This window comes from Actinomadura rubteroloni (assembly GCF_002911665.1).
Taxonomy (GTDB): Bacteria; Actinomycetota; Actinomycetes; order Streptosporangiales; family Streptosporangiaceae; genus Spirillospora; species Spirillospora rubteroloni.
The window spans coordinates 1,829,522-1,842,430 of record NZ_MTBP01000001.1; the positions used below are offsets into that span (position 1 = coordinate 1,829,522).

General features: G+C 74.0%; 14 protein-coding genes. 9 read left to right on the forward strand and 5 right to left on the reverse strand.

From position 1 onward, the window contains the following. The first annotated feature begins 1 nt into the window (after position 1). From BTM25_RS08100 to BTM25_RS08115, 4 genes are read left to right on the forward strand one after another with little or no spacing between them, the layout of a single operon-like run. Positions 2-1,111, forward strand: a complete 1,110-nt coding sequence (locus BTM25_RS08100) for an ABC transporter permease (RefSeq protein ID WP_168212046.1) — start codon at positions 2-4, stop codon at positions 1,109-1,111. 5 nt (positions 1,112-1,116) lie between these two features. Continuing rightward, complete coding sequence (locus tag BTM25_RS08105) at positions 1,117-2,358, forward strand: ABC transporter permease (protein WP_235828290.1); 1,242 nt, start codon at positions 1,117-1,119, stop codon at positions 2,356-2,358. 4 nt (positions 2,359-2,362) lie between these two features. Beyond that, complete coding sequence (locus tag BTM25_RS08110; RefSeq protein WP_103562074.1) at positions 2,363-2,770, forward strand: cytidine deaminase; 408 nt, start codon at positions 2,363-2,365, stop codon at positions 2,768-2,770. Positions 2,771-2,781: 11 nt separating this feature from the next. After that, positions 2,782-4,059: a thymidine phosphorylase gene (locus BTM25_RS08115; RefSeq protein WP_103562075.1), complete on the forward strand. Its 1,278-nt coding sequence runs from the start codon at positions 2,782-2,784 to the stop codon at positions 4,057-4,059. 32 nt (positions 4,060-4,091) lie between these two features. Here BTM25_RS08115 and BTM25_RS08120 read toward each other — a convergent pair whose 3' ends face one another. Beyond that, positions 4,092-4,466, reverse strand: coding sequence for a hypothetical protein (locus BTM25_RS08120; protein WP_103562076.1), 375 nt, complete (start codon positions 4,464-4,466; stop codon positions 4,092-4,094). A gap of 192 nt (positions 4,467-4,658) precedes the next feature. On the opposite strand from BTM25_RS08120, the gene BTM25_RS08125 reads away from it, so the two are divergent. Continuing rightward, on the forward strand, positions 4,659-5,444 hold the full coding sequence (locus BTM25_RS08125; RefSeq protein ID WP_103562077.1) for an SAM-dependent methyltransferase: 786 nt from the start codon (positions 4,659-4,661) through the stop codon (positions 5,442-5,444). An 89-nt stretch (positions 5,445-5,533) separates the two neighbouring features. Continuing rightward, positions 5,534-6,325, forward strand: a complete 792-nt coding sequence (locus BTM25_RS08130) for an SAM-dependent methyltransferase (protein ID WP_103562830.1) — start codon at positions 5,534-5,536, stop codon at positions 6,323-6,325. 1 nt (position 6,326) lies between these two features. Here the strand turns inward: BTM25_RS08130 and BTM25_RS08135 are convergent, their stop codons facing one another. Next, positions 6,327-6,713 (reverse strand): DoxX family protein, encoded by a 387-nt coding sequence (locus tag BTM25_RS08135; protein WP_103562078.1) that lies wholly within the window; start codon positions 6,711-6,713, stop codon positions 6,327-6,329. Between the two features lie 128 nt (positions 6,714-6,841). Here BTM25_RS08135 and BTM25_RS08140 point away from each other — a divergent pair, with 128 nt between their 5' ends. Continuing rightward, positions 6,842-7,930, forward strand: a complete 1,089-nt coding sequence (locus tag BTM25_RS08140) for an adenosine deaminase (protein ID WP_103562079.1) — start codon at positions 6,842-6,844, stop codon at positions 7,928-7,930. Continuing rightward, entirely contained in the window at positions 7,927-8,529 is a 603-nt protein-coding gene (locus tag BTM25_RS08145) for a PH domain-containing protein (protein ID WP_103562080.1), read from the forward strand. Before BTM25_RS08140 ends, BTM25_RS08145 begins: the two co-directional genes overlap by 4 nt. Here BTM25_RS08145 and BTM25_RS08150 read toward each other — a convergent pair. Genes BTM25_RS08150 through BTM25_RS08160 form a run of 3 tightly spaced genes read right to left on the reverse strand, consistent with a single transcriptional unit; the run spans position 8,526 to position 11,436 of the window. Continuing rightward, positions 8,526-10,154 carry a phospho-sugar mutase gene (locus BTM25_RS08150; RefSeq protein ID WP_103562081.1) on the reverse strand — a complete coding sequence of 543 codons (1,629 nt, stop codon included), beginning with the start codon at positions 10,152-10,154 and terminating at the stop codon, positions 8,526-8,528. The genes BTM25_RS08145 and BTM25_RS08150 overlap by 4 nt on opposite strands. Beyond that, the gene (locus tag BTM25_RS08155; RefSeq protein ID WP_103562082.1) at positions 10,151-10,963 is read right to left on the reverse strand and encodes a purine-nucleoside phosphorylase; all 813 of its coding nucleotides are present in this window, start codon (positions 10,961-10,963) and stop codon (positions 10,151-10,153) included. Before BTM25_RS08155 ends, BTM25_RS08150 begins: the two co-directional genes overlap by 4 nt. Before the next feature lie 23 nt (positions 10,964-10,986). Next, on the reverse strand, positions 10,987-11,436 hold the full coding sequence (locus tag BTM25_RS08160; protein ID WP_103562083.1) for a gamma-glutamylcyclotransferase: 450 nt from the start codon (positions 11,434-11,436) through the stop codon (positions 10,987-10,989). Positions 11,437-11,509: 73 nt separating this feature from the next. Between BTM25_RS08160 and BTM25_RS08165 the strand changes: the two genes are divergently transcribed. Beyond that, positions 11,510-12,895: an NAD(P)H-quinone dehydrogenase gene (locus tag BTM25_RS08165; RefSeq protein WP_103562084.1), complete on the forward strand. Its 1,386-nt coding sequence runs from the start codon at positions 11,510-11,512 to the stop codon at positions 12,893-12,895. Positions 12,896-12,909: the final 14 nt, after the last annotated feature.

Here is a 12,909-nt window from a genome sequence, read left to right on the forward strand (position 1 = left end):
GATGGCGTTGCGGATCGGGGCGCCGGTGCTGGCGCTGCTGATCTCGCTCGGCATCACGATGGTGCTGCTGCGGGTCACCGGGGCGGATCCGGTCAGTTCCGTGCAGGCCATGATCGACTATGGGACGACGCCCAACTCGATCGTCGACATCCTCAACCGGGCGACGCGCTACTACCTGTCGGCGGTGGCGGTCGCGATCGGGTTCCGGATGGCGCTGCTCAACATCGGCGTGGACGGTCAGTACCGGCTGGCGGCGCTGCTCGCGGCGGCGCTGGCGGGCGCGCTGTCGCTGCCCGCGCCGTTCGGGCAGATCCTGACGATCGTCGCGGCGATGGTCGTCGGCGGGCTGTGGGCGGCGATCGCGGGCGTGCTGAAGGTGACGCGCGGCGTCAGCGAGGTGCTGTCCACGATCATGCTGAACTCGATCGCGACCGGGCTCATCGCCTATCTGCTGAACCCCAAGCGGCTCGCGGAGATGCGGCCGGGCAGCAACAACATCGCGACGCCGCAGGTCCCGTCGTCCGGACGGGTCGGGGCGCTGAACGGCGCGCTGTCGGCGATCGGCATCGACCTGCCGGGACGGCTCTACGGGCTGCTCCCGGTGGCGATCGTCGTCGGGGTCGTGTTCTGGGTCGTCGTGAACTACACGCGGTTCGGGTTCGACCTGAAGGTGTCGGGGCTCGCGCCGGGCGCGGCGGAGGCCAGCGGCGTCAGCGCCAAGAAGATGATCGTCGTCACGATGGTCACGTCCGGGGCGATCGCGGGCCTGATCGGGATGCCCGAGCTGCTCGGCGCGTCCTATGAGTACTCGCTGAACTTCCCGGCGGGCCTCGGGTTCACCGGGATCACGGTGGCGCTGCTCGGCCGCAACCATCCGCTCGGCATCGCGTTCGCGGCGGTGCTGTTCGCGTTCCTCGACCAGACCTCCGACGTCTTGCAGGAGGTCGAGGTGCCCAAGGAGATCGTCGGCGTGATGCAGGGCGTGGTCGTCCTGACCGTCGTCATCGTGTACGAGCTGGTGCGGCGCTTCGAGATCCGGCGCGAGCAGCGGGCCGTCGCGGGCGAGCTGGCGACCGGCCATGACCTCGCGCGGGCGGGGAAGGGACGGTGAACGCCGTGAAGAGGCTCCGCCTGCCGCACTACCTGATCATCGGTGCGGGCCTGCTGGTCCTGCTGTCGCTGGTGCGGCGGGTGGACGGCGCGAACGACGTCACGTCCAGCGGCACGGTCGAGGCGATGCTGCGCCTCGCGGTGCCGATCTTCCTGGCCGGGCTCGGCGGGCTGTGGGCCGAGCGCGCGGGCGTGATCAACATCGGGCTCGAAGGCATGATGATCCTCGGGACGTGGACGGGCGCCTGGGCGGGCTACCAGTGGGGCCCGTGGGCCGGCGTCCTCGCGGGGATCGCGGGCGGCGCGCTCGGCGGGCTGCTGCACGCGGTCGCGACCGTCTCGTTCGGTGTGGACCACATCGTGTCCGGTGTGGCGATCAACATCCTCGGGCTCGGGCTGACGCAGTTCCTCGCGGGCCTGGTGTTCAACGTCGGGCACGCCAAGGAGCTGGGCGGCGGCCCTCGGCAGTCGCCGCCGGTCGATCCGATCACGAAGATCTCGCTGCCGGTGCTGTCGGGCGGCGGCGGCACGCCCGACTGGCTCGGGTCGCTGGAGAAGCACCACTGGTTCCTGGTGTCGGACGTCGCGGGCGTCCTGCGCGGCCTGACGCACCAGATGTCGCTGCTCACGCTGGTCGCGCTGCTGCTCGTCCCGGTGAGCTACTTCGTGCTGTGGCGGACGCCGTTCGGGCTGCGCGTCCGGTCCTGCGGCGAGGACCCGTACGCGGCCGAGTCGCTGGGCGTCCGCGTGTACCGGATGAAGTACGCGGCCGTGCTCATCTCGGGTGGGCTGGCCGGGCTGGCGGGCGCGTTCCTCGTGACGGTCGCCGCGCCGATCTACCAGGACGGCCAGACGGCCGGGCGCGGCTTCATCGGCCTCGCCGCGATGATCTTCGGGAACTGGCGGCCGGGCGGGCTCGCGGCGGGCTCGCTGCTGTTCGGCTACACCGACGCGATGAACGTCCGGGACGGCGGGCAGGCCGTGCACGCGCTGCTGCTGTTCGTGGCCGTCCTGCTCGTCGCGGTCGCGGCGTGGCAGGCGTGGCGGCGCTCGTTCCTCGCGGCGGGGCTGGCGGCGGTCGCGGCCGCCGGGCTGCTCGTCTGGTTCCTCGACAGCGACGTCGTCCCGGGCGAACTGGTGTCGTTCAGCCCGCACCTCACGACCCTGCTCGTCCTCGCGCTCGCCAGCCAGCGGCTCCGCATGCCGGCGGCCGACGGCTTGCGCTACCGGCGGGGTGAGGCACGCTAGGCGCATGACGAAGATCGACTGGCCGGTGCTGCGCGCGTCCGCGCGGACGGCGATGGAACGTGCCTACGCTCCGTACTCCGGTTTCCCGGTCGGCGCGGCGGGCCTCGCGGCCGACGGCCGGGTCCTCACCGGCTGCAACGTCGAGAACGCCTGCTACGGCGTCGGGCTGTGCGCCGAGTGCAGCCTGGTGTCGGCGCTGTTCGACGGGGACGTCCCGGAGAGCCCCCGGCTGGTCGCCGTCGCGGTCGTGGACCGGAACGGCGATCCGCTCATGCCCTGCGGACGCTGCCGCCAGTTGCTGTGGGAGCACGGCGGGCCGGGCATGCTGCTGGAGACCGTTCGGGGGGTGCGCCCGCTGGCCGAGCTGCTGCCGGACGCGTTCGGCCCCGCCGACCTGACAGACCGAGCCTGAAGGGGGACGCCGTGGACGCCATCGACGTCATCCGCGCCAAGCGGGACGGGGCCGCGCTGAGCCCCGCGCAGATCGACTGGGTCGTGGACGCCTACACGCGCGGCGCGGTCGCCGAGGAGCAGATGGCCGCGCTCGCGATGGCGATCCTGCTCAACGGGATGTCGCGCGCCGAGGTCTCCCGCTGGACGGAGGCGATGATCGCGTCCGGGGAGCGGATGGACTGGTCGGCGCTGGACCGTCCGACGACCGACAAGCACTCCACCGGCGGCGTCGGCGACAAGATCACGCTGCCGCTGGCGCCGCTGGTCGCGGCGTGCGGCGCGGCCGTCCCGCAGCTCTCCGGCCGGGGCCTCGGGCACACCGGCGGGACGCTGGACAAACTGGAGTCGATCCCGGGCTGGCGGGCGTCGCTGAGCGGCGCCGAGATGCTGGACGTCCTCGCCGCGACGGGCGCGGTGGTCTGCGCGGCGGGCGGCGGCCTCGCCCCGGCCGACCGCAAGCTCTACGCGCTGCGGGACGTGACGGGCACGGTCGAGTCGATCCCGCTCATCGCGTCCTCGATCATGTCGAAGAAGATCGCCGAGGGGACGGGCGCGCTCGTCCTGGACGTCAAGGTCGGCTCGGGCGCGTTCATGAAGGCCGAGGCGCCGGCGCGGGAGCTGGCCGAGACGATGGTCGCGATCGGCGCCGACCACGGGCTGCGGACGGTCGCGCTGCTGACGGCGATGGACCGTCCGCTCGGCGCGGCGGTCGGGAACGCCGTCGAGGTCGCCGAGGCCGTCGAGGTGCTGTCGGGGGGCGGCCCGGCCGACGTCGTGGAGCTGACGGTCGCGCTCGCCCGCGAGATGCTCGCGGCGGCGGGCCTGCCGGACGCCAAGGACCCGGCGACGGCCCTCGCGGACGGCTCGGCGATGGACGTCTGGCGCCGCATGATCGTCGCGCAGGGCGGCAACCCGGACGCGCCGCTGCCGGTGGCCCGCGAGGAGCACGTGCTGCGCGCCCCGGCGTCCGGCGTCCTGACGCGCCTGGACGCCTACGGAGTGGGCCTCGCGGCCTGGCGCCTCGGCGCGGGCCGGGCGCGCAAGGAGGACCCGGTGTCGTTCGGCGCGGGCGTCATCTGCCACGCCAAGCCCGGCGACACCGTCCGCGAGGGCGCGCCGCTGCTCACCCTCCACGCCGACGACACGTCCCGCTTCCCCCGGGCCCTGGACGCCCTGTCCGACGCGATGGAGATCACCGACTCCGGCGCCCCCGACCTGCTCCCCCTGATCATCGACCGCATCGCCTGACGCGCCCGCCCGCCGTCCGCCGCGCGGGGCGGTCAGCGGCGGGCGAGGGCGCGCCAGCGCGGGATCTCGGCGACGGCGGCGGCGCCGGCGAGGACGGTCGCGAGCACGGCGACCGGCACCGGCCACGCGAACCAGGGTGCGACGGCCGCGACCGCGAGCTGGAGCACGACGAGGGCGATCGTCGCCCACCCGGGCACGGCGACGATCGTCCGCGCCTTGTCGCCGGGCGTCCCGAACAGCGTCGGCAGCCCGATGAGCACGACGACCGACAGCACCGCGAGCGGGACGCTCACCGGCGCGAGCGCCCACGGCGCCGCGACCCACGCGATCAGCTCGCAGACGAACCGCAGCGCCGCCGCGCCGCGCGGATCCGGAACCGAGCCGCCGGGACTCGAACGTTGCGTCACGCGCCCGACTCTAAAGCACGCATTCCGGAACATTCACGGCGGTCACCAGTCGCGATCGGCGACCAGGGCCTCGATGCATTCGACAGGGGCGGCGACTCGCGGGTCAGGGTGTCCGGACTGGGCGAAGGGGTGCCGCCGGGCGTGCGGCGGTGCGAGGATCGGGCGAGACGATCTTGCTGGAGGTTCCCGCGTATGACCGATTCCCCGGAATTCGACACGTCCGTCCCGCATGAGGCGCGGGTCTACGACTACTGGCTCGGCGGGAGCGACAACTTCGAGGCCGATCGCGCGCTCGGCGACGCGATGATCGCGGCCATCCCGACGCTGCCGGTCATGGCGCGGGCGAACCGGGCGTTCATGGAGCGCGTGACGCGGCACATCGTCGCCGAGGGCGTGACGCAGTTCCTCGACATCGGCAGCGGCATCCCGACGTCCCCGAACCTCCACGAGATCGCGCGCGCGGCCGATCTGGACGCCCGCGTCGTGTACGTGGACCACGACCCGCTGGTCGCCCGGCACGCCCGGGTCCTGCTCCAGGACGTCCCCGGCGTCGCCTACGCCGAGGGCGACCTCACCGAGCCCGCGACGATCCTGGCCGACCCGCTGGTCCCCGCGACGCTGGACCTGGACCGTCCGGTCGCGCTCATGCTCGTCGCGCTGCTCATGTACTTCCCGGCCGAACGGCACCCCGAGCGCTGGGTCGCGGAGCTGCTGGACGCCCTCGCCCCGGGCAGTCTCGTCGCGATCTCGCACCCGAGCGCCGACTTCGACGCCGAGGCCGTCGCGGAGGCCAACGCCATCGCCAACCGCGCCGGGATCACGCTGGTGTCGCGGACCCGCGCCGAGTTCGAGACGCTGTTCGGCCCGGCGACGCTGCTGGAGCCGGGCGCGGTCCCGCTCGTGACGTGGCGTCCGGACGAGCCCGTCACCGACCCGAACGCCGCGTACTACTACGCCGGACTCGCCCGCAAGGACTGAGCCGCGAGGACTGCTCCGAAACCGGCGTTCAGGTCGTCCCGGACATGGGAGGATCGGGGCGGCAGTCGGCTTCCGCGAAGGTCGAGGCGATGGCGAACACCCCCGAACTGGACACCAGCGTCCCCCACGAGGCACGCGTCTACGACTACTGGCTCGGCGGCAAGGACAACTTCGAGGCCGATCGCGCGCTCGGCGACGCGATGATCGCGGCCATCCCGAACCTCCCGGTCATGGCGCGGGCGAACCGCGCGTTCATGCAGCGGGTGACGCGGCACGTCGTCGCGTCGGGCGTGACGCAGTTCCTCGACATCGGCACGGGCATCCCGACGTCCCCGAACCTGCACGAGGTGGCGCAGGCGCTGGAGCCGTCGGCGCGCGTCGTGTACGTCGACAACGACCCGCTCGTCCTCGCGCACGCCCGCGCGCTGATGACGAGCGACCCGGCGGGCGCGACGGCCTACCTGCACGCCGACCTCACCGAGCCCGAGTCGATCCTGGCCGACCCGCTGCTCACGGCGACGCTGGATCTGGACCGCCCGGTCGCGCTGACGCTGGTCGCGGTGCTGATGTACTTCACGCCCGAGCAGGGCCCCGAGCGGTGGGTCGCGACGCTGGCGGACGCGCTCGCCCCCGGCAGCCTCATCGCGATCTCCCATCCGTCCGGCGACTTCGACCCCCCGGCGTTCGCGGCGGCGCGGGCCGCCGCCGAGGCCGCCGGGATCACGCTCGTGGACCGGGACCGGACGGCCTTCGAGGCGCTGTTCGGGACGGCCGAGCTGCTGGAGCCCGGCGCCGTCCCGCTCGCCGCGTGGCGTCCCGACGCCCCGCCCGCCGACCCGCACGCGGCGTACTACTACGCCGGGCTGGCCCGCAAGCGCTGAGTCAGGGCAGCAGGGAGTCGCGCCGGTCGTAGGCGATCAGCGCGAACACGACGGCCAGCGCCGCCGGGAACAGCGCCCACGCGGGCGACAGGACGAGGATCTGCGTCAGCGCGGCCCCGATCATGAGCCCGATCAGCCCGACCGCCGCCGCGCCCGCGAGCCGGGGGACGACCAGCCCGATCGCGCCCGCGGCCTCGGCCGCGCCGGTGAAGTAGCGGAGCCACTGGCCCCAGCCGATCTTCGCGAACGTCTCGACGGCGTCCTTCTGCCCGGCGAACTTCGGCAGCGCGGACGCGACGAGCAGGAACAGCGCGAGCACGATCCGAACCCCCCACAGGACGCGGCGCAGGGTCGTGGACGAGGCGGGGGCGAGGGTCTGGGCGGTCATGGCGTGGTTCCTTCCGACGAGGTGTTCTCGCCGACGCGTCGTCCGGCGCGACCACGGATCGACATCCGGCCCGAAACTTTTTCTCCCGGCCCCGGCCGAGCGCTAGATTCGGGGCAGGAGGTGCGCGAATGGCGGAGGAACGTCCCTCACTGGAGCGGATCCGGCAGGTCCCGAAGGTGCTGCTGCACGATCATCTCGACGGGGGCCTGCGGCCCGGGACGATCGTGGATCTGGCCCGGGAGTCCGGTTATGACGGCCTGCCCACCCGGGACCCCGCGTCGCTCGGCGCCTGGTTCGCCGAGATGTCCCACTCGGGGTCGCTGGAGAAGTACCTGGAGACGTTCGGGCACACGGTCGCGGTGATGCAGTCGGCGGAGGCGCTGACCCGCGTCGCCTACGAGTGCGCGGAGGACCTGGCGAAGGACGGCGTCGTCTACGCCGAGGTCCGGTACGCGCCCGAGCTGCACACCGAGAACGGGCTGGGCCTGGAGGAGGTCGTCGAGGCCGTGCTGGACGGGTTCGCCCGCGCCCGCGCCGACCACGGCATCCGCGTCGGGGCGCTCGTCACCGCGATGCGGCACCAGGCGCGCAGCATGGAGATCGCGGAGCTGGCCGTCCGGTACCGGGACGCGGGCGTCGCCGGGTTCGACATCGCGGGCGCCGAGGCCGGCTACCCGCCCACCCGCCACCTCGACGCGTTCGAGTACCTCCAGCGCGAGAACGCCCACTTCACGATCCACGCGGGGGAGGGGTTCGGGCTCCCGTCGATCTGGGAGGCGATCCAGTGGTGCGGCGCGGACCGGCTCGGCCACGGCGTCCGCATCATCGACGACATCGACGCCGCCGGGGACGGCGCGCGGCTCGGCCGGCTCGCCGCCTACGTCCGGGACAAGCGGATCCCGCTGGAGATGTGCCCGACGTCGAACGTCCAGACGGGCGCGGCGCCGTCGATCGCCGAGCACCCGATCGGGCTGCTGCGGGCGCTGAACTTCCGCGTGACGGTCAACACCGACAACCGGCTGATGGGCGGGACGACGCTGAGCGAGGAGTTCGCCGCGCTCGTGGACGCGTTCGGCTACACCTGGGACGACCTCCAGTGGTTCACGGTGAACGCGATGAAGTCGGCGTTTTTGGACTTCTCCGAGCGGCTGGAGCTGATCAACGGCGTGATCAAGCCGGGGTTCGCGCAGGCCAAGTGGACGCGTCCGCTCGCATGAGCGCCCGTCCGCAACTCCAGGTGCGGTCCACGGCCGGGCGGGTCGCGGGCTGGGCGTTCGTCGTGTTCGCCGTGCTGAACCTGCTCGACCTGCTCGTCGGGCTGACCGGCGCGGCCCGGCACGACCGGACGGGCGCCGCGTACGCGCTGGCGCTGCTGTTCGGCTGCGCGCTCGCCTACGCGCTCGGGCTGCGGCCCGCGATCCTCGGCGACGACGCGGGCGTGACCGTGCGCAACCCGCTGCGGGACACGCGGGCGCCGTGGCGGGCGGTGCGGGAGGTCGCGGGCGGCGCGGCGGTGACGGTCCGGTTCGCCGGGCCGGACGGCCGGGACGTCGTCACCCGCGCCTGGGTCGACCAGACCTCGCCGCGCGCGCAGGCCAAGGCCGAGAAGCGGTCCGCGCGGGACGGCGCCGCCAAGGTCGCGGCCGCCGCGCTCAAGGGCCGCACCCCGGCGACGTACACGGCCGAACGGCTCAACGAGATCGGGCGCCGCGACCGGGCGGAAGGTTCGGAGACGGGCACGGTGTCCTGGTCGTGGCCGACGGTCGCGGCGCTGGTCGTCCCGCCGGTGGCGCTCGCGGTCCTGCTGGCGGTCTAAAGGCCGAGCGCGGCGGCGAGCGCGGTCTTCAGGGCGTCCAGGTCGGCGCGGGCGCGGGCGCGGACGTCCGCGACCGGCGCGTGCCCGACCGGCAGGACGACCTCCAGATAGCACTTCAGCTTCGGCTCCGTCCCGGACGGACGGACCACGACGCGCGCGCCGCCGTCCAGGAACAGCCGCACGCCGTCGGTGGGCGGCAGGCCGTCGGCCCCGGCGGTGAGGTCGTCCACGCGGGTGACGGCGCGTCCGGCGAGGGCGTCGGGCGGCGCGGCGCGGAGCCGGTCCACCGCCGCCGTGATCAGCGCGCGGTCGGCGACGCGCACCGACAGCGGCGCGGTGGCGTGCAGGCCGTGCCGCCGCGCCTGGTCGTCCAGCAGGTCGAGCAGGGTGCGGCCGGCGCGGCGGGCCGCGGCGGCGAGCGCGGCGACGGCCAGCGCGGCGCCGACGCCGTCCTTGTCGTGGACGGGCGGGCCGTCGTCCCCGCCGAGGCAGTAGCCGAGCGCTTCTTCGTAGCCGAGGACGAGCCGTCCCGTCCCGGACCGGACGATCCACTTGAAGCCCGTCAGCGACGGCGCGAACCGCACCCCGTGCTCCCGCGCCAGCGCGCTGACCAGCGTGGACGACACGATCGTCGTCACCAGCAGCCGGTCGGCGCCGGACGTGGCGCGCAGCACGTGCTCGGCGAGCAGCCCGCCCACCTCGTCGCCCGTCAGCGTCCGCCAGCCGGGCCCGTCGGGGACGGCCACGGCGCAGCGGTCCGCGTCCGGGTCGTTGGCGATCACCAGGTCCGCGCCGCGCGCCCGCGCGAGGTCCACCGCGAGGTCCAGCGCGCCCGGCTCCTCCGGGTTGGGGAAGGCGACGGTCGGGAAGTCCGGATCGGGGTCGGCCTGCTCGGCGACCACGAAGGGCGCCGGGAACCCGGCCCGCTCGAACGCGCGCAGCAGCACGTCCCGGCCGACGCCGTGCAGCGGCGTGTACGCGACCGCGACGTCCCGCGCGTCGCCGAGCGGCAGCGCGGTCACCGCGTCGAGATACGCCTCGACCACGTCGTCGCCCAGCGTCTCCCACGCGTCGCCGAGCGGCAGCTCGTCCACCCGGCCCACGGCGTCGATCGCGGCGGAGATCTCGGCGTCCAGCGGCGGGACGATCTGCGCGCCGTCCCCCCAGTAGACCTTGTAGCCGTTGTCGCGCGGCGGATTGTGGCTCGCGGTCACCATCACGCCCGCCGCCGCGTCCAGGTGCCGGACGCAGAACGCCAGCACCGGCGTCGGCAGCGGACGCGGCAGCACCCGCGCCCGCAGCCCCGCCCCGGCCAGCACGGCGGCGGTGTCCAGGGCGAACCGCTCGGACTTGTGCCGCGCGTCGTACCCGATCACGACCCCGCCGCGCGGCGGCTCGGCGCGCAGCCGCGCCGCGAGGCCCGCCGCCGCGCGCAGCACCGTCACCCGGTTCATCCGGTTCGGCCCGGCGCCGAGTTCGCCGCGCAGTCCGGCCGTCCCGAACTCCAGCCGGGCGCCGAACCGGTCCGCCAGCGCGGCGGAGTCCCCGGCGGCGAGCAGGGCCTCCAGCTCGGCGCGCGTGTCCGGGTCGGGGTCCTGCGCGAGCCAGTCGCGGGGGTCGGTCACAGCTTGGGCACCAGCGTGGCGAGCAGGGCGCCCATCCGCGCCGCCGCCGCGCGACCCTCGGCCAGCACCTCGGCGTGGTCGAGATGCCGGTCCGACAGACCGGCCGCGACATTGGTGACCAGCGAGAACGCCAGCACCTCGGCGGGTTCGGCGTCCGGCAGGCCGCGCCGGGCCGCGATCGTCTCCAGCGCCGTCGACATGCCGACGAGGTCCGCGCCGAGCGTCCGCAGCATCCGGATCTCGGCGGGCGTCTCGTAGGACGGGCCGCGCAGCGCCGCGTACACGCCCTCGGCGAGCGACGGGTCCGCCGCGCGCGCCAGGTCGCGCAGCCGCGCCGAGTACGCCTCGGACATGTCCACGAACGTCGCGCCGGTCAGCGGATGGTCGCCGGTGAGGTTGATGTGGTCGCTGATCAGGACGGGCTCGCCGACGCGCTGGGTCTCGGGCCGCAGCCCGCCCGCCGCGTTCGTCAGCACGACCGTCCGGACCCCGGCGGCCAGGGCCGTCCGGACGCCGTGGACGACCGCGTCCGTCCCGTGCCCCTCGTACAGGTGCGTGCGGCCGAGGAAGACGAGCACGTGCCGTCCGCCGCAGTCCACCGCGCGGATCCGGCCCGCGTGGCCCGCCACGGCGGGCGGCGCGAACCCCGGCAGGTCGGTCACCGCGATCTCGGCGGACGGCGTGCCGAGCGCGTCCGCCGCCGGCACCCAGCCCGACCCGAGCACCACCGCCGCGTCGAAGGACGCGACCCCGGCGCGCTCGCGCAGCGCCTGCGCCGCCTCGGCGGCCCGTACGAAAGCGTCGCTCACCCGGCCGACACTACCGCCCGCGCTCAACCGCCCGGCGAACAGGGACGTTCCCGTAGATCCTTCACGTAGTCGTCGGGCGCACCGGCCTTCTCGGCGGCGTCGGCGAGCATCCCGACGTACTGCGCGGACGGCAGCCCGCCCTCGTAGTCGTCCAGGACGTACAGCCAGCAGAGCACGTCGCCGTCCAGGGTGTGGACGCGGACGCGCGTCTTGCGGTAGACGCCGATCGCCGCGCCCTCCCAGGAGTCCAGCTCCTGCTCGTCGAAGGACGGCACGTCGTAGAGGACGACGAAGACGTGCGCGTCCCGGTCCTCCACGACCGTCGCGATGGCGCCCGCGCCGTGCTCGTCCTGGCCGCCGAACGTGAGCCGCCAGCCGGTCAGCCAGCCGGTGCCGTGGATGGGGGAGTGCGGAGCCCGGAGCGCCATCTGCCCGGGGTCCAGATTGGAGGCGTACGCCGCGTACAGAGCCACGCGGGCCAGCCTAACCCGCCGAGGTGTCCCCTCCCCGGCGGGATCACACCCGGGGAGGGGACACAATGGAAGGGTGACGCGCATTGTGATCATCGGCGGAGGTCCCGGCGGCTACGAGGCCGCCCTGGTCGCGGCGCAACTCGGCGCCGACGTCACCGTCGTGGAGCGGGACGGGCCCGGCGGGGCCTGCGTCCTCACCGACTGCGTGCCGTCCAAGACGCTGATCGCGACGTCCACCCGCATGGCGGTGATGAGCGAGTCCGCGCGGCTCGGGCTGCGGTTCAACGGCGGCCCCGACGGCGTCGTCGGCGCGCTGGAGGCCGACCTCGGGACCGTCAACAAGCGCGTCAAGGACCTCGCCCGCGCCCAGTCCTTCGACATCGCCGAGCGCCTCGCCTACGAGGAGGTCAAGATCGTCCGGGGCGAGGGACGGCTGGTCGAACCGCATGTGGTGTCCGTGGGGGACCGGCGCATCGAGGCCGACATCATCCTGCTCGCGACCGGCGCGACCCCGCGCGTCCTGCCCGGCTCCGCGCCCGACGGCGAGCGCATCCTCAACTGGCGCCAGCTCTACGACCTGCCCGAGCTGCCCGAGGAGCTGATCGTCGTCGGGTCCGGCGTGACCGGCGCCGAACTGGCCGGGGCGTACCTGTCGCTCGGCTCCAAGGTCACGCTGGTGTCCTCGCGGGACCGGATCCTGCCGACCGAGGACGCCGACGCCGCGTCCGTCCTGCAAGAGGTGTTCATGCGGCGCGGCATGAAGGTGATGTCACGGTCCAGGGCGGCCGGCGTGGAGCGGTCCGGCGACGGCGTCATCGTCTCGCTGGAGGACGGCCGCAAGGTCGAGGGCTCGCACTGCCTCATGACCGTCGGCATGGTCCCGAACACGCGCGGCATCGGGCTGGAGAAGGCCGGGATCACGCTGAGCGCGCACGGGTTCGTCGAGGTCGACAAGGTCTCCCGGACGAGCGTCCCGCACATCTACGCCTCCGGCGACTGCACCGGCGTGCTGATGCTCGCGTCCGTCGCCGGGATGCAGGGGCGGATCGCGATGTGGCACGCGCTCGGCGAGGCCGTCCAGCCGCTCAAGCTCGGCTGGGTCGCGTCCAACATCTTCACCGACCCCGAGGTCGCGTCCGTCGGCGTGACGCAGCACATGGTCGACTCCGGCGAGGTCAACGCCCGGACGGTCATGCTGCCGCTGTTCACCAACCCGCGCGCCAAGATGCAGGGGTTCGAGGACGGGTTCGTCAAGCTGTTCTGCCGCCCGTCCACCGGCATCGTGCTCGGCGGCGTCATCGTCGCGCCGCGCGCCAGCGAACTGATCCTCGGCGTCTCGATCGCCGTCCAGCAGCACCTCACGGTCGACCAGGTGGCCCACACGTTCGCGGTGTACCCGTCGATGTCGGGCAGCATCACCGAGGCGTGCCGCCGCCTGATGACCGAGCACGCGTACTAATTGAAGTCCCGGCC

Coding starts and splice junctions, on each gene's coding strand:
- BTM25_RS08110 (WP_103562074.1), top strand. CDS start 2,363: ATGACGAAGATCGACTGGCCGGTGCTGCGCGCGTCCGCGCGGACGGCG.
- BTM25_RS08135 (WP_103562078.1), bottom strand. CDS start 6,713: ATGACCGCCCAGACCCTCGCCCCCGCCTCGTCCACGACCCTGCGCCGC.
- BTM25_RS08100 (WP_168212046.1), top strand. CDS start 2: ATGGCGTTGCGGATCGGGGCGCCGGTGCTGGCGCTGCTGATCTCGCTC.
- BTM25_RS08145 (WP_103562080.1), top strand. CDS start 7,927: ATGAGCGCCCGTCCGCAACTCCAGGTGCGGTCCACGGCCGGGCGGGTC.
- BTM25_RS08125 (WP_103562077.1), top strand. CDS start 4,659: ATGACCGATTCCCCGGAATTCGACACGTCCGTCCCGCATGAGGCGCGG.
- BTM25_RS08130 (WP_103562830.1), top strand. CDS start 5,534: ATGGCGAACACCCCCGAACTGGACACCAGCGTCCCCCACGAGGCACGC.
- BTM25_RS08140 (WP_103562079.1), top strand. CDS start 6,842: ATGGCGGAGGAACGTCCCTCACTGGAGCGGATCCGGCAGGTCCCGAAG.